The 22,388-nt window shown below is 60.6% G+C and carries 16 protein-coding genes; 11 read left to right on the top strand and 5 right to left on the bottom strand.

Annotation, left to right across the window (positions count from 1 at the left end; translation table 11 throughout):
• Positions 1-830 precede the first annotated feature (830 nt).
• A complete protein-coding gene (locus E0F99_RS16775; protein ID WP_083359712.1) occupies positions 831-1,415 on the bottom strand; it encodes an acyl carrier protein phosphodiesterase in 585 nt (194 codons plus the stop codon).
• A 154-nt stretch (positions 1,416-1,569) separates the two neighbouring features.
• Here E0F99_RS16775 and E0F99_RS16780 point away from each other — a divergent pair, with 154 nt between their 5' ends.
• Genes E0F99_RS16780 through E0F99_RS16790 form a run of 3 tightly spaced genes read left to right on the top strand, consistent with a single transcriptional unit; the run spans position 1,570 to position 4,164 of the window.
• The gene (locus E0F99_RS16780; protein ID WP_083359713.1) at positions 1,570-1,896 is read left to right on the top strand and encodes an ArsR/SmtB family transcription factor; all 327 of its coding nucleotides are present in this window, start codon (positions 1,570-1,572) and stop codon (positions 1,894-1,896) included.
• A 14-nt stretch (positions 1,897-1,910) separates the two neighbouring features.
• Complete coding sequence (locus tag E0F99_RS16785; RefSeq protein ID WP_083359714.1) at positions 1,911-3,077, top strand: MFS transporter; 1,167 nt, start codon at positions 1,911-1,913, stop codon at positions 3,075-3,077.
• A 31-nt stretch (positions 3,078-3,108) separates the two neighbouring features.
• Entirely contained in the window at positions 3,109-4,164 is a 1,056-nt protein-coding gene (locus tag E0F99_RS16790; protein ID WP_083359715.1) for an alkene reductase, read from the top strand.
• Positions 4,165-4,398: 234 nt separating this feature from the next.
• Here the strand turns inward: E0F99_RS16790 and E0F99_RS16795 are convergent, their stop codons facing one another.
• Positions 4,399-5,031: a TetR family transcriptional regulator gene (locus E0F99_RS16795; protein WP_083359716.1), complete on the bottom strand. Its 633-nt coding sequence runs from the start codon at positions 5,029-5,031 to the stop codon at positions 4,399-4,401.
• Between the two features lie 286 nt (positions 5,032-5,317).
• Here E0F99_RS16795 and E0F99_RS16800 point away from each other — a divergent pair, with 286 nt between their 5' ends.
• From E0F99_RS16800 to E0F99_RS16840, 8 genes are all read left to right on the top strand, one after another.
• Positions 5,318-6,469 carry an efflux RND transporter periplasmic adaptor subunit gene (locus E0F99_RS16800; RefSeq protein WP_083359717.1) on the top strand — a complete coding sequence of 384 codons (1,152 nt, stop codon included), beginning with the start codon at positions 5,318-5,320 and terminating at the stop codon, positions 6,467-6,469.
• 3 nt (positions 6,470-6,472) lie between these two features.
• Positions 6,473-9,634 (top strand): efflux RND transporter permease subunit, encoded by a 3,162-nt coding sequence (locus E0F99_RS16805; RefSeq protein WP_083359718.1) that lies wholly within the window; start codon positions 6,473-6,475, stop codon positions 9,632-9,634.
• A complete protein-coding gene (gene adeC / locus E0F99_RS16810; RefSeq protein ID WP_083359719.1) occupies positions 9,631-11,088 on the top strand; it encodes an AdeC/AdeK/OprM family multidrug efflux complex outer membrane factor in 1,458 nt (485 codons plus the stop codon). Before E0F99_RS16805 ends, adeC begins: the two co-directional genes overlap by 4 nt.
• A 1,150-nt stretch (positions 11,089-12,238) precedes the next feature.
• Entirely contained in the window at positions 12,239-13,936 is a 1,698-nt protein-coding gene (locus tag E0F99_RS16820) for a molecular chaperone HscC (RefSeq protein WP_083359720.1), read from the top strand.
• 11 nt (positions 13,937-13,947) lie between these two features.
• The gene (locus E0F99_RS16825) at positions 13,948-15,567 is read left to right on the top strand and encodes a J domain-containing protein (RefSeq protein ID WP_083359721.1); all 1,620 of its coding nucleotides are present in this window, start codon (positions 13,948-13,950) and stop codon (positions 15,565-15,567) included.
• 154 nt (positions 15,568-15,721) lie between these two features.
• Entirely contained in the window at positions 15,722-16,972 is a 1,251-nt protein-coding gene (locus tag E0F99_RS16830) for an OprD family porin (RefSeq protein WP_083359722.1), read from the top strand.
• A gap of 296 nt (positions 16,973-17,268) precedes the next feature.
• Positions 17,269-18,642, top strand: a complete 1,374-nt coding sequence (locus tag E0F99_RS16835; RefSeq protein WP_239557362.1) for a M91 family zinc metallopeptidase — start codon at positions 17,269-17,271, stop codon at positions 18,640-18,642.
• Positions 18,643-18,799: 157 nt separating this feature from the next.
• A complete protein-coding gene (locus tag E0F99_RS16840) occupies positions 18,800-19,684 on the top strand; it encodes a polysaccharide deacetylase family protein (RefSeq protein WP_083359724.1) in 885 nt (294 codons plus the stop codon).
• Positions 19,685-19,717: 33 nt separating this feature from the next.
• Here E0F99_RS16840 and pcaC read toward each other — a convergent pair whose 3' ends face one another.
• The 3 genes from pcaC to E0F99_RS16855 form a co-directional block, all read right to left on the bottom strand.
• Entirely contained in the window at positions 19,718-20,113 is a 396-nt protein-coding gene (gene pcaC / locus E0F99_RS16845; protein WP_083359725.1) for a 4-carboxymuconolactone decarboxylase, read from the bottom strand.
• Positions 20,114-20,215: 102 nt separating this feature from the next.
• Complete coding sequence (gene pcaD / locus E0F99_RS16850) at positions 20,216-21,007, bottom strand: 3-oxoadipate enol-lactonase (protein WP_083359726.1); 792 nt, start codon at positions 21,005-21,007, stop codon at positions 20,216-20,218.
• Between the two features lie 10 nt (positions 21,008-21,017).
• Positions 21,018-22,382 carry a 3-carboxy-cis,cis-muconate cycloisomerase gene (locus tag E0F99_RS16855; RefSeq protein WP_083359727.1) on the bottom strand — a complete coding sequence of 455 codons (1,365 nt, stop codon included), beginning with the start codon at positions 22,380-22,382 and terminating at the stop codon, positions 21,018-21,020.
• Positions 22,383-22,388 lie beyond the last annotated feature (6 nt).

Here is a 22,388-nt window from a genome sequence, read left to right on the forward strand (position 1 = left end):
AGAGTGGTTGAATCAAAGGCAGGGCAAGAACAGAGCGAAACAAGGGCACGACCTTGGCTAGATAATGAAACCAATGCCAAATGTGGGGCCGGGCTTGCTCGCGAGTGGGGTGGGTCATACAGCTCATGTGTAACTGCCCCACCGCATTCGCGAGCAAGCCCGCTCCCACAATTTTGAACGAGTTCGACTGCCAGCCCCGCAGTGCTCTGCTTTTCTGTGGGAGCTGGCTTGTCGGATCGCCGCACCGCTGCGATGCAGACACCTCAGTCCATCAAGTGCACCGAGTTGATGCCATCGCAGGCAAGCCACACACACATTAGATTGAGTTTCAGCTTCCAAGATCAGGTCGGCTGCCAGGCCGCCTCGGCTCTGTTCTTGATCTAACCACTCAGGTCGGCTACTAGGCCGCCGTGCTCTTGCTTTTGATCTTGATCTTGATCTGAGGCGCCCCGTTAACCACGCTGGCCGAACGCAGGCTTTGGAGCGGGGGTAAACCGGCAGGACGCCGGTTTAGCCGCGATGGGCCAAGGATGGCCCATGGCGGCGGCCCCCGCTCCAAAGCCGAAGTGAGGGCACACCGAGCCTAGGCGAGGTGCCGAGTGGTGGGGCAAGAGCGTTTTGGTTACTTTTGCGCTCTTTCAAAAGTGACCCGCTGTAAGAGCGGAACCCATAGCCGCCGTTACCCAAATAACGGATATGTACCCAGCCCCCCGCGACAACCAAAGCATCCAACCCATAAAAAGATGTGTAGATACCTAAGCTGCGATGGCGGTGAGTCAGCAACACCATTATCGACTGACAGATCGCTATCGCAGGCAAGCCCCACAGGTTTAGATCTCAACCGTCAGGTGGGATTGTGCAAATCTCTGCAATTCAGGATAGAACCGCCGAAAGTCTTCACTCAGCGGCTCATACAAAACCCGTAACTCCTGCATGGCATGCCGCAGTTCCTCGGGCTGTGTCAGACGCCGCGAGATCCCACGCAACACCGGCTCCATGACCGCGAACTCACGGTACGAGCCCAGCCAATCATCCGCTGCCATATACGGCGCAATCTGCGCCAGCCGCCCCGGCAATTGCGGTTCGGCCGCCAGCACACGGTAGACCTGCGAGGTGAAGTGCTCCAGAGGCTGGTTGGCATACAGCGCCCAATCCCGCGCCAGGCAGTGGTCGAAAAACACATCGAGGACAATCCCGGCGTAGCGCTTGCGGGTCAGGCTGAAGCGTGACAACGCCTCACCTACCAGCGGGTGGCTGTCGGTGAAGCGGTCGATGGCGCGATGCAGCTGGATCGCCGACTCGATTTGCGGGCTGAACTGGCCCTGCAGGCGGCCTTTGACGAAGTCGCCATAGAGGCTGCCCAGCAATTGCGCAGGAAGTTGGCCGCCCAGGTGCAGATGTGCGAGATAATTCATGCCGCGCAGTCTACCACTGCCGACCACGTATCGTTATAACCCGATATACCGAAATAGCCTGACCTAAGACCAAAAGCATATTGGTATATCGAGATACAACGATTTAAAGTTCGCCTCATCGCGATATAACGGTTTACGAAAACGAGCATCTGCCATGTTCATCGACCTCGACGAAATAATAAAAGCCCTGGCGCACCCAGTACGACGAGACATTCTCACCTGGCTCAAAGACCCGAAAGTGCAGTTCCCAGAGCAAGTGCACCACCACGAATACGGCATCTGCGCCGGGCAGATCGACCAGCGCTGCGGCTTGTCCCAGTCAACCGTGTCGGCCCACCTCGCCACCCTGCAACGGGCCGGGTTGATCAGCAGCCAGAAGGCCGGGCAGTGGCACTTTTTCAAGCGTAACGAGGAAGTGATCCAAGCGTTCCTCGCGGCGCTCACGACTGAACTCAGCGCTGAAATCATCGAACCGCTGTAACCAAGGAAACGCTAATGCCCCTCTCGCTACTCATACTGGCCCTGAGCGCCTTCGCCATCGGCACCACCGAGTTCGTTATCATGGGCTTGCTGCCCGATGTGGCGGCGGACTTGGGCGTGTCGATTCCCGGCGCCGGCTGGCTGGTCACCGGCTACGCCCTGGGCGTAGCCATCGGCGCGCCCTTCATGGCACTGGCCACCGCCAAGCTGCCACGCAAGGCCGCCCTGGTAGCGTTGATGGGCATCTTTATTGTCGGCAACCTGCTCTGCGCCCTGGCCAGCGACTACAACGTGCTGATGGTTGCCCGTGTAGTCACTGCGCTGTGCCACGGCGCGTTCTTTGGGATTGGTTCGGTGGTTGCGGCCAACCTGGTACCGGCCAACAAGCGTGCTTCCGCTGTAGCCTTGATGTTCACCGGCCTGACCCTGGCCAACGTGCTCGGCGTGCCGCTGGGTACCGCGCTGGGTCAGGAAGCTGGCTGGCGCTCGACCTTCTGGGCGGTGACGGCGATTGGTGTGGTCGCCTTGATCGGCCTGATCCGCTTCCTGCCGGCCAAGCGTGACGAAGAAAAACTCGATATGCGCGCCGAACTGGCTGCCCTCAAAGGCGCCGGCATTTGGTTGTCGCTGACCATGACCGCGCTGTTCGCCGCGTCCATGTTCACCCTCTTCACCTACGTCGCGCCGTTGCTCGGCGACGTCACTGGCGTCTCGCCCAAAGGCGTGACCTGGACGCTGCTGCTGATCGGCCTGGGCCTCACCGTGGGCAACATTGTTGGCGGCAAGCTGGCGGACAAACGCCTGGCGGCCACCTTGATCGGCGTGTTCATCAGCATGGCGGTGGTCTCCACGGTGCTGACCTGGACCAGCGTTGCGGTGATCCCGACTGAAATCACCCTGTTCCTGTGGGCCACCGCCTCGTTCGCCGCCGTGCCAGCACTGCAAATCAACGTAGTGACCTTCGGCAAGGCCGCACCGAACCTGGTGTCCACCCTGAACATCGGCGCCTTCAACATCGGCAACGCCCTCGGCGCCTGGGTCGGCGGCAGCGTGATTGCCCACGGTTTCGGCCTGACCAGCGTGCCGTTGGCAGCTGCTGCTCTGGCAATCCTGGCCCTGCTGGTCACCCTGATTACTTTCCGTCAGAACGGCGATGCCGACCTGGCGCCTGCGACCCACTGAGCAATTCACTTAAAGAGAAGGGTGTTATCCCATGACGACTATTTTTGATCCGATCACACTGGGCGACCTGGAATTGGCCAACCGCATCATCATGGCGCCGCTGACCCGCTGCCGCGCTGATGAAGGTCGCGTGCCTAACGCGCTGATGGCCGAGTACTACGTACAACGCGCCTCAGCCGGCCTGATCCTCAGCGAAGCCACCTCCGTGACGCCGTTGGGCGTGGGCTACCCGGACACTCCAGGCATCTGGTCCAACGACCAGGTACGCGGCTGGGCCAATGTGACCAAGGCCGTGCACGGCGCAGGCGGCAAGATTGTCCTGCAACTGTGGCACGTCGGCCGCATCTCCCACGCGTCCTACCTGAATGGCGAAACCCCGGTGGCACCGAGCGCCATCCAGCCCAAAGGTCACGTCAGCCTGGTGCGCCCACTGGCCGACTACCCAACGCCACGTGCCCTGGAAACCGCCGAAATCGCCGACATCGTTGATGCTTACCGCGTCGGCGCCGAAAACGCCAAGGCCGCCGGTTTTGACGGCGTGGAAATCCACGGCGCCAACGGTTATCTGCTCGACCAGTTCCTGCAGAGCAGCACCAACAAACGTACTGACAACTACGGCGGCTCACTGGAAAACCGTGCCCGCCTGCTGCTGGAAGTGACCGACGCGGCCATCGAAGTCTGGGGGGCCGGCCGTGTGGGTGTGCACCTGGCACCGCGCGCCGACGCCCATGACATGGGCGACGAGAACTTGGCGGAAACCTTCACTTACGTCGCCAGCGAATTGGGCAAGCGTGGCATCGCGTTCATCTGCTCGCGTGAAAAAGAAGCCGGCGACAGCCTTGGCCCACAATTGAAAAAAGCCTTCGGCGGCGCGTACATCGCCAATGAACGTTTCACCAAGGACAGCGCCAACGCCTGGCTGGCTTCGGGCAAGGCGGATGCGGTGGCCTTCGGCGTACCGTTCATTGCCAACCCGGACCTGCCGGCGCGCTTGAAGGCCGATGCGCCGTTGAACGAAGCGCATCCGGAAACCTTCTACGCCAAGGGTCCGGTCGGTTACATCGACTACCCGACGCTGGCGATCTAAAGCAACAAGCTGAAACGAAAAAGCCCCGGCTCGCAGGAACCGGGGCTTTTTCGTTGGGGCCGGGAAACATTCCTTCACAGCATTGCAACAATATCGCTACAAAATACTTAGTCGGCTACCTATCAACCGCCCGCGTGCCCGTATATAAAGTCACCCCACAAATCCTGCGAAGGGACGATTGACTGTCTCTGGTCTTTACTGTTGACACAACTGGATGCAATTACGCATTTTGTCTTAATTGCGTAGGCTGGGGCTCAAGCGCAGCATGTCCAGCCCCGCATCAACCCAGCGTTCGGCGTCCTGATGCAGTTGGAAGCTGTCGGGTACCAGTAGCCACTGGCCAATCAAGCCGTGGATGTAGGCATGGATGCACACAGCTCCACGTGCAGTGTCCAGGTTTTCCGGAAGTTGCCCGCGATGGACCGCATTGCGCAAGGTCAGGCCGATACGCAGGTTGCATTCCAGGCTGTGGGTTTGACGTTGGCGCCGCATGTCACACATTTCATCCGTGAACTCGCACTTATGAAACAGGATTTCGTTGATGCGCCGGGTTTTCGGGTCCAGGGCTACTTGATGATAAAGATGAATCAACAGCTTGCGCATACAGCCCAGCGGGTCGGCTTCTTCCTCGCTTTCACTGGCCCGGGCCAATTCATCCAGGGGCTCGTGCAGCGTGTCGAGCAGTGCCTGCAGCAAATCGGACTTATTGCTGAAATGCCAATAGATAGCACCGCGCGTCACACCCGCCAACGCCGCAATGTCCGCCAGCGTGGTCCGCGCGACGCCGCGGTCATAAAACGCCTGTTCGGCGGCGGCAAGAATTTGGCTGCGCGTTTCCTGAGCTTCCTCTTTGGTGCGACGAACCATGGCAGTAAAACCTCAATCAGAACACGTTGGACGATCGGTAACGCGGCTTTAATAGGCGATAACGATCATCTGAATAATTGTGGGACGACACCGTCATGGGCGCCGAACGTACTAAAATCGAGGCTTTGGCAGTTGCTTTGTCAACAATCCGCGAAGCCTGTCAAGAGTTTACAAACAACCATGAACGTAAGTATATTGCGTAGCAAGCTACTTATCCACTCACGGCTTGATTTTTACCCTTCCACACTGCTTGTGCGCATTGTGCGCGCCTGACCCGAGGATCTTCATGCAACTTAAGCCAGCTGTTACCGCTCTGGTCACTGCCGTCGCCCTGGCATCGCTGCTCAGCGGATGTAAAAAGGAAGAAGCGGCTCCGCCCGCTCAAAACCCTCAGGTCGGCGTGGTCACTATTCAACCGCAAGCCTTTACCCTGACCACCGAACTGCCGGGCCGCACCACGGCCTACCGCATCGCGGAAGTTCGGCCGCAGGTCAACGGCATCATTCTCAAGCGCCTGTTCAAAGAAGGCGGCGACGTGAAGGAAGGGCAACAGCTCTACCAGATCGACCCGTCGGTGTATGACGCCACCCTGAAAAGCGCACAAGCGAGCCTGACCCAGACCAAATCCATCAGCGACCGCTACAAGCAGTTGGTCGATGAGCAAGCCGTCAGCCGTCAGGAATACGACACCGCTGTCGCCAATCGCATGACCGCCGAAGCCAACGTTCAAACCGCCCAGATCAACGTGCGCTACACCAAAGTGTTCGCGCCGATCTCCGGGCGCATTGGCCGCTCCTCGGTCACCGAAGGCGCACTGGTCAGCAATGGCCAAGCCGACGCCATGGCCGTGATCCAGCAACTGGACCCGATCTATGTCGACGTCACGCAGTCCTCGGCTGAAATGCTGAAACTGCGCCGTGACCTGGCAAGCGGCCAGTTGGAAAAAGCCGGTGAAAACGCTGCCAAGGTCAAACTGACCCTGGAAGATGGCACCGCCTACAGCCAGGACGGCAAGTTGGAGTTCTCCGAAGTGTCGGTCGACCAGACCACCGGTTCCGTGACCCTGCGCGCCGTGTTCCCGAACCCTGACCACACCCTGTTACCGGGCATGTTCGTCCACGCCCAACTAAAAGCCGGTGTGAACAGCAAGGCCATCCTGGCGCCGCAGCAAGGCGTAACCCGTGACCTGAGAGGCATTCCAACGGCGCTGATCGTCAACGCCGACAACAAGGTCGAGCAGCGTGAGCTGGTGGCCAACCGTACTTACGGCGCCTACTGGCTGGTGGAAAAAGGCCTGAACGCCGGTGACCGTGTGATCACAGAAGGCTTGCAGTACGTCAAGCCGGGCGTCGAGGTCAAGGTCAAGGCGGCCGACAACGCTAAGCCTGCTGACGCTAGCAGTGCTGCTCCTGCTGCCGCTGCCGGCAAAGGGGAGTAACCCATGTCGAAATTTTTTATCGACCGCCCCATTTTCGCCTGGGTTATCGCCCTGGTGATCATGCTGGTCGGGGCACTTTCGATCATGAAGTTGCCCATCAACCAATACCCGGCTATCGCGCCGACCGCGATCGACATCCAGGTGACCTACCCAGGCGCGTCCGCACAAACCGTGCAGGACACCGTGGTGCAGGTGATCGAGCAACAGCTCAACGGTATCGACAACCTGCGTTATGTTTCCTCGGACAGTAACTCCGACGGCAGCATGACCATCACTGTGACGTTCAACCAGGGTACCAACCCGGATATCGCCCAGGTTCAAGTGCAGAACAAACTGAACCTGGCCACCCCACTGCTGCCGCAAGAAGTGCAGCAGCAGGGTATCCGCGTGACCAAGTCGGTGAAGAACTTCCTGATGGTGATCGGTCTGGTGTCGGAAGACGGCAGCATGACCAAGGACGACCTGTCCAACTACATCGTGTCGAACATCCAGGACCCGATTTCGCGGACCGCGGGTGTAGGTGACTTCCAGGTGTTCGGTTCGCAGTACGCCATGCGTATCTGGCTCGACCCGGCCAAGCTGAACAACTACCAGCTCACGCCGGTGGATGTCAGCGCTGCGATTTCCGCACAGAACGTGCAGGTCGCGACCGGCCAGCTGGGCGGCTTGCCTGCCCTGCCCGGCACCCAGTTGAACGCCACTATCATCGGCAAGACCCGCCTGCAGACGGCCGAGCAGTTCGGCAACATTCTGATGAAGGTCAATACAGACGGTTCACAGGTACGCCTGAAAGATATCGCCCGTATTGAACTCGGTGGCCAGAACTACAGCATCGCTGCGCAGTTCAACGGCAAGCCGGCTTCCGGTATGGCGATCAAGCTGGCTTCGGGCGCCAACGCCCTGGACACCGGCAAGGCCATCCGTGCCACCGTCGCGTCGCTTGAACCGTTCTTCCCGCCAGGTATGAAGGCAGTGGTGCCGTATGACACCACCCCCGTCGTGACCGAATCGATCTCCGGTGTAGTCGACACCCTGGTCGAAGCGATCGTGCTGGTGTTCCTGGTGATGTTCCTGTTCCTGCAGAACTTCCGCGCCACCATCATCACGACCATGACCGTACCGGTGGTGCTGCTGGGTACCTTCGGGATCCTGGCCGCGTTCGGTTTCACCATCAACACCCTGACCATGTTCGGCATGATCCTGGCTATCGGCTTGCTGGTGGATGACGCCATCGTCGTGGTGGAGAACGTCGAGCGGGTGATGGCCGAGGAGCACTTGTCGCCCAAGGAGGCGACGGTTAAATCCATGGGCCAGATCCAGGGCGCCCTGGTGGGTATTGCCTTGGTTCTGTCGGCGGTACTGTTGCCGATGGCGTTCTTTGGCGGTTCTACCGGTGTGATCTACAAACAGTTCTCCATCACCATCGTTTCGGCCATGGCGTTGTCGGTACTGGTTGCGCTGATCTTCACCCCGGCCTTGTGCGCCACCATGCTCAAGCCGATCGACCCGGAAAAACACGGCCAACCCAAACGTGGTTTCTTCGGCTGGTTCAACCGCACCTTCGACCGTGGCGTACTGAGCTACGAGCGCGGCGTGGGTAACATGATCAAGCACAAGATCCCGGCGTTTCTGGTGTACCTGCTGATCATCGTCGGCATGATCTGGCTGTTCATGCGCATCCCTGCAGCGTTCCTGCCCGATGAAGACCAGGGCGTGATCTTTGCCCAGGTACAGACGCCGGTCGGTTCTACGGCTGAACGTACACAGAAAGTCATCGACGATATGCGTGCGTACCTGCTCAACGACAAGGAAGGCGAGCCGGGCGAAGGCAAAGGCGTGAAATCGGTGTTTACCGTAAACGGCTTCAACTTCGCCGGTCGTGGCCAAAGCTCCGGCCTGGCATTTGTGATGCTCAAGCCGTGGGGCGAGCGTGACGCTTCCAACTCGGTGTTCGAGATCGCCAAGCGCGCCCAGGGCTACTTCATGCGGACCTTCAAGGACGCCATGGTATTTGCCATTGTGCCGCCGTCTGTACTGGAACTGGGTAACGCCACCGGCTTCGACGTATTCCTGCAAGACCAGGGCGGTGTCGGCCACGATAAATTGATGGCCGCGCGTAACCAGTTCCTCGGTATGGCAGCACAAAGCAAGATTCTGGCAGGCGTGCGCCCCAACGGCGTGAACGATGAGCCGCAGTACGAGCTCACCGTCGACGACGAGAAGGCCAGCGCCCAAGGCATCACCCTGTCGAATATCAACCAGACCCTGGCGATTGCATTGGGTGGCAGCTACGTCAACGACTTCATCGACCGCGGTCGGGTGAAGAAAGTGTACGTGCAAGGTGATGCCGCCAGCCGCATGTCGCCTGAAGACCTGAACAAATGGTACGTGCGCAGCGACTCCGGGAAGATGGTGCCGTTGTCCTCCATCGCTTCGGGCAAGTGGATCTTCGGTTCGCCGAAACTCTCGCGCTACAACGGTGTAGCGGCGATGGAAGTCCTTGGTACGCCGGCTCCGGGCTACAGTACCGGTGACGCCATGGCCGAAGTCGAGCGTATTGCCAAGCAATTGCCGGCGGGTGTTGGCTATGCGTGGACGGGTTTGTCGTATGAAGAACGTCTGTCCGGCTCCCAGGCACCTGCGCTGTACGCCTTGTCGCTGCTGGTGGTGTTCCTCTGCCTCGCAGCACTGTACGAAAGCTGGTCGATCCCGATCGCCGTCATCCTGGTAGTGCCGCTAGGGGTTGTGGGTGCGTTGATTGCAACCAGCATGCGCGGGTTGTCCAACGACGTGTTCTTCCAAGTGGGCCTGTTGGTGACTGTGGGCTTGGCGGCGAAAAACGCCATCCTGATCGTGGAGTTTGCCAAAGAGCTCCACGAACAAGGCAAAGGCATCGTCGAGGCGGCCATCGAGGCGTCCCGCATGCGTCTGCGGCCGATCATCATGACCTCCATGGCGTTCGTGCTCGGCGTATTGCCACTGGCGATCTCCACCGGCGCAGGCTCAGGCAGCCAGCACGCAATCGGTACCGGCGTCATTGGCGGTATGATCACCGCCACCGTCCTGGCGATCTTCTGGGTGCCACTGTTCTTCGCAACCGTATCGGCTGCTGGCGAGCGTAAAAAGAAAGTTACTCCTGAAACTCCTAAAGAGGCTGGCCAATGAGCAAGTCGCTACTTTCCCTAGCCGTCACGGCATTCGTGCTCAGTGGCTGCTCGCTGATACCTGACTATCAGCGCCCTGAAGCACCGGTGGCTGCCCAGTTCCCGCAAGGGCCGGCGTATTCGTCGGCCCAGGCGCCGGGCCAGGCCGCTGCCGAGCAGGGCTGGAAGCAGTTTTTCCATGACCCTGCCCTGCAACAGCTGATCCAGACCGCGTTGGTGAACAACCGTGACCTGCGTGTCGCGGCGCTGAACATCGACGCCTACGCGGCGCAGTACCAGATCCAGCGCGCCGACCTTTTCCCGGCCGTATCGGCCACGGGCAGCGGCAGCCGTTCGCGCACCCCGGCCAAGCTGTCGCAGACCGGCGAATCGACCATCAGCAGCCAATACTCGGCCGGCCTCGGGATCAGCTCGTATGAGCTGGACTTGTTTGGTCGCGTGCGCAGCCTGAGTGAAGAAGCCCTGCAAAAGTACTTCGCCACTGAAGAAGCGCGGCGCAGCACCCAGATCAGCCTGGTAGCCAGTGTGGCTAACGCCTACCTGACCTGGCAGGCCGACAAGGAACTGCTCAAGCTGACCCAGGACACCCTCGGCGCGTTCGAGCAAAGCTACAAACTGACCTCGCGCAGTAACGAAGTTGGCGTGGCCTCGGCCCTCGACCTCAGCCAGGCGCGGACCTCGGTGGAAAACGCGCGGGTGGCACTGGCGCGTTATACCCGCCAGGTGGCCCAGGACGAAAACAGCCTGACCCTGCTGCTGGGCACCGGCCTGCCGGCGAATATCGCCAGCAAGCCGCTGTCGGATGACCTGCTCAGCGAAGTACCTGCCGGGTTGCCATCGGACCTGCTGCAACGTCGTCCCGACATTGTGCAGGCCGAATACAACCTCAAGGCCGCCAACGCCAATATCGGCGCGGCGCGTGCAGCGTTCTTCCCAAGCATCAGCCTGACCGCCAGTGCCGGCACTGCCAGCCCAACGCTGGGCGGCCTGTTCAAAGGCGGCTCGGGCACCTGGTCGTTTGCCCCGCAGATCAACATCCCGATCTTCAACGCCGGCAGCCTGCGCGCCAGCCTGGACTACTCGAAGATCCAGAAAGAGATCAACGTGGCGAACTACGAGAAGGCGATCCAGACCGGCTTCCAGGAAGTCTCCGACGGCCTCGCCGCGCGGGAGACCTACAAGCAGCAGTTGGATGCACAGCGTGGCTTCGTCGCGGCCAACCAGGATTACTACCGCCTGGCCGAGCGTCGCTACCGCATTGGTGTCGACAGCAACCTGACCTTCCTCGACGCCCAACGCCAGCTGTTCAGTGCCCAGCAATCGCTGATCACCGACCGCCTGGCGCAGCTCAACAGCGAGGTCAACCTGTATAAGGCCCTCGGCGGTGGCTGGAACGCGCAGACCGCGAAGAACGAACCGTTGAAAGAAGAAGCACCGGCACTGAAGTTGTTCTGATCGTGCTGTTGTAGATAAAACCGCTTCCCTCACCGGAAGCGGTTTTTTTTTGCCATTTAATTAGTTTGTTTGTCTGCGATGGCCATAGGTATGTACTCTTTTTTTGGGAGGTATCGTGGGCTCGCTGCGTACATATCCGTTGTTTGAGTGATGGCTTAAATTGGTTCCGCCCTTACGGCGGGTCACTTTTGGAAAAGACCCCGGAATGCCGGCCCAGCCAAAAGTAACCAAAAGGGCTCTTGCCCCACCACTCGGCACCTCGCCTAGGCTCGGTGTGCCCACTCCGGCATCACGAAGCGGGCCGCCGCCATGGGCCATCCTTGGCCCATCGCGGCTAAACCGGCGTCCTGCCGGTTTACCCTCGCTCCAAAGCCTGCGTTCGGCCAGCGTGGTTTAACGGGGCGCCTAAGATCAAGATCAACAGCAGATCAAGATCAAAAGCAGAGCACGGCGGCCTGGTAGCCGACCTGATCTTGGAAGCTGAATTCAATCAACTGTGGGAGCTGGCTTGCCTGCGATGGCATCAACTGGGTGTACCTGATGGACCGAGGTGTCTTCATCGCAGCGGTGCGGCGATCCGACAAGCCAGCTCCCACAGAAAAGCAGAGCACTGCGGTGCTGGCAGCTGAACTCGGTCAAAATTGTGGGAGCGGGCTTGCTCGCGAAGGCGGTGGGTCAGTCAGCTCATGTGTAACTGACCCACCGCCTTCGCGAGCAAGCCCGCTCCCACATCTAGAGTTCGGTACATCAGACAGAGAGTGTGCTGCTCTGCTGTGCTTTTGCCCTGCTTTTGATCTGCTTTTGATCTTGATCTGACAGGCCCCGTTAACCACGATGGCCGAACGCAGGCTTGAATCCGTGGCGGCCCACGGATTCAAGCCTGCGTTCTGGCATGCCGAGCCTAAGCGAGGCACAGAGTGGTGGGGCAAGAGCCCTTTTGGTTACTTTTGGGGCGTTTGCCAAAAGTGACCCGCTGTAAGAGCGGAACCATAAGCCGCCGTTACCGCAGCAACGGATATGTACTCATATCTACATAACCCACCCAAAAACCACCAAGCCCCCCCATCAAGTCTGCACCTTGCTTTCTGCCGAACCTTTCAGGGTAAAATTGGTAACAGATTCTTACAGACCACAGAGGGAGCTTGTCGTAATGATCGTAGGAATCGACCTGGGCACGACCAATAGCCTGGCCGCCGTATGGCGCGGCGATGCCGCCGAAATGGTGCCCAATGCCCTTGGCCAGTTGCTGACCCCAAGCGTGGTCGGCCTGGATGATCAAGGCCGTATCCTGGTCGGCCAAGCCGCCAAGGAACGCCTGCATACCCACCCGCACCTGACCACGTCGCTGTTCAAGCGCTACATGGGCAGTGCCACCGAAGTGCGCCTCGGCGACCGCTCGTTCCGCCCCGAAGAGCTGTCGGCGCTGGTCCTCAAAAGCCTTAAAGAAGACATCGAACGCACCTACGGCCAAACCGTCACTGAAGCGGTAATCAGCGTGCCCGCCTACTTCAGCGACGGCCAACGCAAAGCCACGCGCATCGCCGGCGAACTGTCCGGGCTCAACGTCGAAAAGCTGATCAACGAACCCACCGCCGCTGCCTTGGCGTATGGACTGCACCAGCGTGACAAGGAAACCTCGTTCCTGGTGTTCGACCTCGGCGGCGGCACCTTTGACGTGTCGATCATCGAGCTGTTCGACGGTGTGATGGAAGTACGCGCCAGCGCCGGCGACAACTTCCTGGGCGGCGAAGACTTCGACACCCTGTTGCTGGAACACTTCGTCGACAGCCAGCGCAACGCTCAGGGTTTCCCGCCCACCAGCAGTGTGTTGCAGGCCCTGCGCCGCGAAGCCGAGCGCGTGCGCAAAGCCTTGGGCCAGGACGACAGCGCCGAGTTCGCCCTGCGCGTCGACGGCCAGCAGTGGGCCAAAACCATCACCCAGGCCGAACTCGCCAAGCTTTACACGCCCTTGTTGGAACGCCTGCGCGCCCCCATCGAACGCGCCCTGCGTGATGCACGAATTCGGGTCGGCGACCTCGATGAAATTCTGCTGGTCGGCGGCACCACGCGCATGCCGCTGGTGCGCAAACTCGCCGCAGGTTTGTTCGGGCGTTTCCCGTCCATCAGCCTCGACCCGGACCAGGTGGTCGCCCACGGTGCGGCGATCCAGGCGGCGCTCAAAGCTCGTTCGGCGGCACTGGAAGAGATCGTGCTGACCGACGTCTGCCCCTACACCCTGGGCATCGAAACCTCGAACCAGTACGGCGGCCATATTGAAAGCGGGCATTACCTGCCGCTGATCGAACGCAACAGCAGCGTGCCGGTCAGCCGGGTCAAGAGTGTGGTCACGCTTCACGACGACCAAACCCGCGTGCTGCTCAAAATCTATCAGGGCGAAAGCCGCCTGGTGAAAGACAACATCGAACTGGGCCAGCTGGAAATCCCCGTACCCAAGCGCAAGGCCGGTGAAGTCTCGCTGGACGTACGCTTCACCTACGACAACAACGGCTTGCTCGAAGCCCAGGTGAACATCCCGCTGACCGGCGAGCAGCATTCGCTGGTGATCGAGAACAACCCCGGCGTGCTCAGCCCGCAGGAGATCCAGCAACGCCTGCAAGCCTTGGCGCTGTTGAAGATTCACCCGCGCGACCAGCAGGTCAACACCGTGCTGACCGCCCGCCTCGAACGGCTCTACCAGGAAAGCCTCGGCGAGCTGCGCGAGCAACTCGGGCACTGGGCCGCGCAGTTCCAGCAAGTGCTCGACACCCAGGACGAACGCCGCATCCGTGAGGCCCGCAGCGAACTCACCCGTCAACTAGAGCAACTCGACAACGGGTTCTGGCGCTGAGAGATAACGACATGGACTGTTGGACAGTGTTGCAACTGGCAGACGATGCCGACGAGCGCACCATCAAGCGAACCTACGCGCGGCTGCTGAAAAGCTGCCGCCCGGACGATGACGCCGAGGGTTTCCAGCGCCTGCGCGAGGCTTATGAACAGGCGCTGAATAGCGCGCGCTGGCGGGCCGAGAACGACGACGAAGACGCCCACGTGATCGAGGCGCCAGTGGCCGAACTGGCCCATGCCGACCGCAATGAACGCACGGAATCTTTCGATGTGCGCCCCGTCAGCCCTGCCCCGTTCGACCCGCCAGCCGAGCAGACGCGCGCGCAAGCGCTGATCAACGGGCTGGGCGCTCACAACCTCGACGAGCGCTGGGAACAGGCCCAGCATCAACTCTGCGCCGATGCATTCCAGGCAGCCCTGCTGCGCCACTGTTTCGATGCCCCCGGTGAGCGCGCCAGCATTGCCGCCTGGGCGGTGCAGCACCTGGAATGGCTGACCCCTTGGCAACGTGTGTCGATGAGCCCTTGGCAACACGAAACGCTGAGCGGCGAGCGGCTGCAGGCTTATCGCCAGGCTCTGCAGGAACAGCTGGAGCAAAAGGCCGAGCGCGAGTTCGTCAACCAGCTCAAAGCCTACAATCAGCAACCCTGGCTGCGCGTGTTCGACCTGCAACAACAATGGCAACGCATCGTTCTGCAACTGCTGCATGACAGCACCTGGAGCGTGCCGTTGTTCGAGCGCGTGTGCCAGACCTTTGGCTGGGATGACCAGAAAGGCGTGCACCCAGAGCCCGCGTGGATGTGGCGCACGCTGGTCGAGCGTTGCGAGCAGCAAAGTTTCTACGACAACCTGCTGGAAAAAGCCCAGAACGGGCCACGCAATGCACTCGACACCTTGGCTGCGCGTCTGTTGCTGACGCCGATGTCCACCACCGAACAGCATCGACTGACTTCCCAGTTTGGCGCAGACCAATGGAACGCCTGCCAGCAACTGTCGGAAAAACTCGCCTGGCGTTACCCGTCGTTGCTTGAACGCCTGCCCCAGCCCGATGTGTTTTTCTGGCGCAAGTTTCTGCCGCGTCCAGTCACCCAAAAAAGCTGGGCCAGGGTATGGGGCGGGCTGGCCATCGCCACCTGCCTGGCCTCCATCCACCTGAAAAAAAGCCCGGTGCCGGTCGAACTCGTCATGTTCATGCTGCTGACCTTTCTGCCGGCCACCGTCGCCATACGCGCCACCCAGGCCTGGGCGGCATTCACCTCGTGCTTGCGCGTTGCGGACCTGTGGCTGAGCGAGCGGGTGTTGCCCAAACGCGTCAACCCGCGCCAATACTGGCTGGTGCTGCGCCACGGTGTGCCGCAAGTAGGGATGCTGTGGATGTTCGGCTTTGTGCTGGGGCTGATGGGCATGTTGACCTACTTGGGCATGATTCTGATCCACCTGTTCAGCCACCGGCGCATGGGTGAGGTCGACGAATCCTTTAATGCCAAATGGCCGTGGATCAGCGGCCTGCACTGGAGTTACTGGAGCCCATGGCAACTGGTGTTCCTAGTGGTGATGGTGGTCGTGACGCTCGCCTGCCAGCTGTACCTGCCCGGCTTTCCTTTGACCCGCTTGATTGAGTCTCGACTGTAAGCCGCCCGGTGGCGGGCCAGCCGTTGCAGCGGCGGCCCGTCAACTTGCGTTCGATCATCGCCCACAACCCGCCTTCCCCCACTTTCATCGCGCCCACACCGCCAAGCAACATGGCCGGCACCTGCATAACCCCAATAACAACAGGTCCTACACCATGAGCACTTTGCACCCGCGCCAGCTGTTGCTGGCGACCGCTGTCGCCAGCCTTGCCTTGCCCGTCGTCGCCGAAGAACACGGCTTTCTCGAAGACGCCAGCGCCAACCTCAACTTGCGCAATTTCTTCATCAACCGCAATTACACCAACCCGACCAAAGCCCAGGGCGGCGCGCAGGAGTGGACGCAAAGTTTCATTCTCGACGCCAAGTCCGGCTTCACCCAAGGCACGGTGGGTTTCGGTCTGGATGTGCTGGGTTTGTACTCGCAAAAGCTCGATGGCGGACGCGGCACCGGTGGCACCCAGTTGTTACCACTGGACCACGATGGCCGCCCGGCGGATAACTTCGGGCGCTTGGGTGTGGCGTTCAAAGCGCGGATTTCCAAGACTGAGGTCAAGGTTGGCGAGTGGATGCCGGTGCTGCCGATTTTGCGTTCAGACGATGGCCGGTCCTTGCCGCAAACCCTGCGCGGCGGGCAGATCACCTCCAAAGAGATCGACGGCCTGACCCTCTACGCCGGCCAGTTCCGCGCCAACAGCCCGCGCGATGACAGCAGCATGACGGATATGTCGATGTCCGGGAAAACCGCTTTCACGTCCGACCGCTTCAACTTCCAAGGCGGCGAATACGCGTTCAACGACAAACACACCCAAGTCGGCCTGTGGAATGCCCAGCTCAAGGACATCTACCGCCAGCAGTTCGTCAACCTGATTCACAGCCAGCCCCTAGGCGACTGGACCCTGGGCGCCAACCTCGGGTTCTTCTACGGCAAGGACGACGGCAGCGCCCGCGCAGGGAGCCTGGACAATAAAACCTGGTCCGGGCTGTTCTCTGCCAAATACGGCGGCAACACCTTCTATGTCGGCCTGCAAAAACTCACCGGCAACAGCGCGTGGATGCGCGTCAACGGCACCAGTGGCGGTACGCTGGCCAACGACAGTTACAACGCCAGCTACGACAACGCCCAGGAAAAATCCTGTCAAGTGCGCCACGACTACAACTTCGCCGCCCTCGGCATACCGGGCCTGACCCTGATGAACCGCTATATCAGCGGCAGTAACGTGCATACCGCCACCCTCACCGACGGCAAGGAGTGGGGCCGCGAGACCGAACTGGGCTACACGGTGCAGAGCGGCACATTCAGAGATCTGAACGTGCGCTGGCGCAATTCGACTATGCGTCGGGACTTCAACAACACTGAATTCGATGAAAACCGCTTGATCGTCAGCTACCCCATCAGCCTGCTATAAGCGCCCAGGTCAGCCCAGGTGATAGCCGCGCATTGATTGAGCGCGGCTGTTTTGTAGCAAGTTGCCTCAATTGCAGTAGGAACGTTCAACCCTAATCGCTCGACTGACGGATACCTGCGCCGGCGTCGCAAACGCCGACTCTAAAAACGCTAAAATCCGACAGGAAGGTAACCCCCATGAGTTCAGTAAGGTCGCATCACAGCCACTTCATGGCGCCATCCCCACCCACCGTCAACCGCAACCAACTCACACCGCCCTCCAAACCCCCCCCCACTCAAACCACGACAAAAATACTGGTGGATGACGGCAACCTACGTTCCCGTCAGGTGCTGATCAAAGGTCTCAAAAACCCTGAACGTCCTGAGACGCTGGCTAATATTCTGCTCCTCGAAACGGGCGATAAATCCGACCAGATCCACATCAGCCAACGTCCTGACGGCCAACTGTATGCGCAGGTGAACGGTCGCTACTACGCCTTCAACACGCCCGACGGCCAATCAAATGTTCCGACCTTCCTGCACATCAAAACCGGGGCGGGTAACGACCGTATTACCATCGACCCCAATGTCACTGTGCGTGTGGAGATCGAAGCCGAGGACGGTGATGACTTTATCCAGGCAGGCGGCGGCCACACCAGCGTCTACGGCGGGCGCGGCAATGACCATATTCGGCTTGGCAGCGGCATAGGCTATGCAGAAGGCAATGAGGGCGACGACACGATGATGGGTGGCACTGGCCACGCCGTCATGTACGGAAATAGCGGCAAGGACCGCATGTATGCAGGCAGCGGGCCGGCCAGTAAACACAGCCACCTGGATGGCGGCGCCGACGACGACCAGCTTTACGCAGGCAATGGCCATACAGTGCTCAACGGTGGGCTGGGCAATGACTTATTGGTGGGCCATGACGACACCACTTTTTATACTGGGAAGGGCCAGAACATCGTTCGGGCCAACGCCATCAAGGCGCGTATCTACGCACAAAAAACCGATCGCGTGATGGGCACCCAAGGTTCAACGATCACGCGTGTGATGCCAAACGAAGCGGGCCGACAAGCCTTCAGAGTCATGGGGCCACCCGATTTCATTCAGCGGGTCGAAAACGATCTGGAATTACTGCGCGCATCGCCCCAAGGGCAAAAAATGTTGGCGGCGCTGGATAAGGCGGCGCTGCAAAACGGCGGTCCCGTCAACATCGTACCCTCCGATGGCCCCGGTAATTCCTACCTATTCTGGAGTACCGAGCTGCAAAAACTGGACGATACCCGGCAGCTTGGCGACGGGCCAGATGACCCCAAACGCGGTTATATCAAGGATGGGTTGCCGGGTTCGCGGGCGGACAAAGGTACAATTTTCTATAACCCGTCATCTATCTATGGCACCGACGACCCGACTTCGCCCCTGGTCCAGCTGTACCATGAGATGGCGCACGCCTGGAACGGCGCCAATGGCACACTCCTGCCCGGCGCGAGTGAGCCGACCCTTGCTCATCCTGAGCGCCCTGGCCCACCCAACGACGAACTGCAGGCCGTCGGCCTGGCGAGCAAAGCGGCGCCCTTCGATTTCGACAACGACCCCTCCACCTCTGCGACCACAACCAACCCCGCGCCATTTACTGAAAACACGCTGAACAAAGAAATGGGTAAGGCCCCGCGAACACACTACGCCTGACACCTGAAAGCGGGCTGACGCAGCAGCCCGCCCCCCTTAAGACAAGCGGCAGTATTTAGCGGTGATGACAGGCGCAATCATGCTGTATCGTGCACGCGCCCTTCACCCGGTACACGGACCCCTCGACACGGATGACGACCTCTGAACCCAGGCTGCCATGAAATACCTGACTGTCATTCTGTCGATTCTGCTCAGCGGCTGCATAAGCGCGCCCATTGCCCTAACGCCGCAGACCGAGCAGCGTTTACAGGCCCAGGCCCCCATTCGCTTCTTGCTGACGTTCGATGACGGCCCCAGCGCCTCGGGCTACAACAACCCGAGCCGTTCGGTGATAGCCGATCTTGCGCAGAACCCGATAATGCCGGGAATCAAAGCGGTGTTCTTCCTGCAAACCGAATCCTCCCGCGCAGGCGGCAGCCCTCGGGGGCGCAAGACCATTGCACGTGAATACGCAGCCGGTCACGTCCTGGCTTTCCATACGGCCACGGGGTTTCACACCAACCACCGCTGGCTGAGTGACGCCGAGCTTGAAAGCACCCTTAGCCAGGGCGCAGCGGATATTGCCTCGATCACCGGTGCGCCACCTACACTGGTGCGCCCGCCCTTCTGGAACTACGACAAGCGCACCTTCGCCGCCTACCAGCGCCACGGCATGCATGTATTGCTGACTGACCTGAGTGCCAATGACGGCAAAATCTGGGGTTTCAATGGCAGCCCGCGCCGCCGCGCGAATTTGTATCGGCAACTGTCGGTGGTACGCGAGCGCATTGCCTTGGGCGAGTTACCGACGGTGGACGGCGTGATACCGGTGGTGGTGACCTTCCACGATATCAACCGCTACACCGCGCGGCATTTGCAGGAGTACCTGCAGATTCTGATGGACAGTGCCCAAATAAACGGCATGAAAACCGCGGCCGAGCCGTTCTACACCGACCATGCCACGCTGGAACGCGCGGCGCTGGCGCGCACGGTGAAGGATGTGAATGAAGTGGTGCACTTGCCGGGTGTATGGAGCTGGATATGGGATGCGGACTCCCACTGACACACGCCAACCCCTGTGCGACCGTGTTTCAATTCAGTCTTGGCCAGACTCCACACCCAACTCATCCCACACCGACTCCGCCAGGTGAAACGTTGCATTCGCTGCCGGGATGCCGCAGTAAATCGCACTCTGCATCAGCACTTCCTTGATCTCGGCGCGAGTGACACCGTTGCTGGCGGCAGCGCGCAGGTGCAACTTCAGCTCTTCACTGCGGTTCATGCCGATCAGCATCGCAATGGTGATCAGGCTGCGGGTATGCCGAGGCAGGCCGGGGCGAGTCCAGATATCCCCCCAGGCGTGGCGGGTGATCATTTCCTGGAACTCGCAGTTGAATTCAGTCAAGGCGTTGAGGCTGCGGTCGACGTGCGCGTCGCCCAGCACTTCGCGGCGCACTTGCAGGCCGTCGGCGTAACGTTGTTTCTCGTCCACAAAAAGCTCCTGGTTCAATGAGATGGCTGCCCGATCACCCGAGGCGAACCCACTTGTTGTGATGAATGGGCTTGTTGTGGCCAACGGGCTCGCCACAGGGGTTTAATCAGCCAGCAAAAAAGCCAATACACGGTCGCTGAACTCAGCCCCGGCCTGGACGTTGGACAGGTGCGCCGCATAGAACTCGGCGTACTCGGCGCCCTGCACATGGTTCTGGATAAAGCGTCCACCGGCGGGCGGCGTGACGGCATCTTCCGTGCCTGCAATCACCAGCGTCGGCACTTTGATCAATGCCAATTGCTGACGGAAATCCGCATCACGCACCGCGGCGCAGTTGGCCGCGTAACCTTCAGGACTAGTCGCTGCGAGCATGTCGGTAATCTGCTTGGTCTGGTGCGGGTTGGCGGCGGCGAAATCGGCGGTGAACCAGCGCGCAATCGACGCATCGCGCAACGCCACCATCGCGGCCGGGCCATCGCGCAGGACCGTCTCGATACGTGGGTTCCACACCTCAAGCGTGCCGATCTTGGCCGCGGTGTTGCACACCACCAGCCGCTGCACACGGTCACCCGCGTGAATGCCCAACCATTGGCCGATCAAGCCGCCCATGGACAGCCCGCAAAAATGCGCGCGCTGGATATCCAGTGCATCCAGCAGCGCGATCACGTCGCGGCCAAGCTGCTCAATGCTGTACGGTCCCTCGGTGACCAAGGATTGGCCATGGCCACGGGTATCGAAACGCAACACGCGAAAATGCGCGGTAAAGGCCGGCATCTGGATGTCCCACATATGCAGGTCGGTCCCCAGGGAATTGGACAACACCAGCACCGGTGCGTCGAGCGGCCCGTCCAATTGGTAACGCAATTCGCCCTCGGCGAGTTGTACAAAAGCCACAGCGGTCTCCTTACGCGGTCAATGCAAAATGGTCGGCCACCGCGCGGGTGACCCACGTGTGTGCCTGGCCCAGGTAGTGGGCCGGGTCAAGCAGACGGTCAAGTTCAGTCGCTGACAGTTCAGCGGTGACTTGCGCTTCGTCCGCGAGTACCGCGCGCAAATGTCGCCCCTCGGCGACGGCGCGCTTGCAACATTGCTCCAGCAGATGGTGCGCTGTTTCGCGGCCCAGACGTTGGGCAAGCACAATGCTGACGGCTTCGGCCAGCACCAGGCCTTGGGTCAGATCGAGATTGCGCGCCATGCGTTCAGGGTCAACTTCCAGTCCCTCACTCATCAGCAACGCGTGCTTCAAGGCGCCGGACACCAACCGGCAAATGTCCGGCAAGGTTTCCCATTCAGCGTGCCACAGGCCCAGGCTGCGTTCGTGCTCCTGGGGCATGGCGCTGTACATCGTCGCCACCAATCCTGGCACGCGGGTGGCCGCGCTGATCAGCACGGCGGCGCCCACCGGGTTACGCTTGTGCGGCATGGTCGACGAACCGCCCTTGCCTGGCGCCGACGGCTCGAACACCTCCGCCGCTTCAGTCTGCATCAGCAGGCTGATATCACGCCCCACTTTGCCCAGGCTGCCGGCAATCAGGCCGAGCACGCTGGCGAACTCCACCAGCCGGTCGCGGTGGGTGTGCCAAGGCTGCTCGGGCACACTCAGTTGCAACTCCGCGGCCAATGCTTCGGCCACCGGCATGGCGTGTTCGCCGAGCGCCGCCAGGGTGCCGGACGCGCCGCCGAATTGCAGCACCAGCAAGCGCGGCTTCAACTCGCCAAGGCGCTGGCGACTGCGCGTCACCGCGCCCAACCAACCGGCGATTTTCATTCCCAGGGTCACCGGTGTCGCGTGCTGCAACCAGGTACGTCCGGCCAACGGCACGCGCGCATAGCGTTGCGCCTGCACGGCGAGAATCTCGCCCAACTGCGCCAAGTCCGCTTCGATCAACGCCAAGGCGCTGCGCAGTTGCAGCACCAGGCCGGTGTCCATCACGTCCTGGCTGGTTGCACCCAGGTGCACATAACGTTCGGCACCGGCGTCTTCGCTGGCGATCAACTTGCCCAGCGCCTTCACCAGCGGAATCGCCGAATTGCCCGCCGTGGCAATCGCCACGCCAAGCGCATCCACGTCGTACAAAGACGCCAGGCACGCCTGGGCAATCGGTGCGACGGCGGCCTGGGGAATCAACCCGACCTGGGCCTCGGCCCGGGCCAGCCCCGCTTCAAAATCCAGCATGCCCTGCAAACGTCCCCTGTCGCAGAACACCTCGGCCATGCTGTCAGCGGTGAAGTAAGCGTCGAACAGTTGGTTGCTCGTGCGCAGTGTCATAACTCA

This window comes from Pseudomonas antarctica (assembly GCF_900624995.1).
In the GTDB taxonomy this organism is placed as follows: Bacteria; Pseudomonadota; Gammaproteobacteria; order Pseudomonadales; family Pseudomonadaceae; genus Aquipseudomonas; species Aquipseudomonas antarctica.

What these genes read in the sequence shown, in the direction of transcription:
- E0F99_RS16775 (WP_083359712.1), bottom strand. Translation starts at nt 1,415, where the DNA reads ATGAATTATCTCGCACATCTGCACCTGGGCGGCCAACTTCCTGCGCAA.
- E0F99_RS16780 (WP_083359713.1), top strand. Translation starts at nt 1,570, where the DNA reads ATGTTCATCGACCTCGACGAAATAATAAAAGCCCTGGCGCACCCAGTA.
- E0F99_RS16785 (WP_083359714.1), top strand. Translation starts at nt 1,911, where the DNA reads ATGCCCCTCTCGCTACTCATACTGGCCCTGAGCGCCTTCGCCATCGGC.
- E0F99_RS16790 (WP_083359715.1), top strand. Translation starts at nt 3,109, where the DNA reads ATGACGACTATTTTTGATCCGATCACACTGGGCGACCTGGAATTGGCC.
- E0F99_RS16795 (WP_083359716.1), bottom strand. Translation starts at nt 5,031, where the DNA reads ATGGTTCGTCGCACCAAAGAGGAAGCTCAGGAAACGCGCAGCCAAATT.
- E0F99_RS16800 (WP_083359717.1), top strand. Translation starts at nt 5,318, where the DNA reads ATGCAACTTAAGCCAGCTGTTACCGCTCTGGTCACTGCCGTCGCCCTG.
- E0F99_RS16805 (WP_083359718.1), top strand. Translation starts at nt 6,473, where the DNA reads ATGTCGAAATTTTTTATCGACCGCCCCATTTTCGCCTGGGTTATCGCC.
- adeC (WP_083359719.1), top strand. Translation starts at nt 9,631, where the DNA reads ATGAGCAAGTCGCTACTTTCCCTAGCCGTCACGGCATTCGTGCTCAGT.
- E0F99_RS16820 (WP_083359720.1), top strand. Translation starts at nt 12,239, where the DNA reads ATGATCGTAGGAATCGACCTGGGCACGACCAATAGCCTGGCCGCCGTA.
- E0F99_RS16825 (WP_083359721.1), top strand. Translation starts at nt 13,948, where the DNA reads ATGGACTGTTGGACAGTGTTGCAACTGGCAGACGATGCCGACGAGCGC.
- E0F99_RS16830 (WP_083359722.1), top strand. Translation starts at nt 15,722, where the DNA reads ATGAGCACTTTGCACCCGCGCCAGCTGTTGCTGGCGACCGCTGTCGCC.
- E0F99_RS16840 (WP_083359724.1), top strand. Translation starts at nt 18,800, where the DNA reads ATGAAATACCTGACTGTCATTCTGTCGATTCTGCTCAGCGGCTGCATA.
- E0F99_RS16855 (WP_083359727.1), bottom strand. Translation starts at nt 22,382, where the DNA reads ATGACACTGCGCACGAGCAACCAACTGTTCGACGCTTACTTCACCGCT.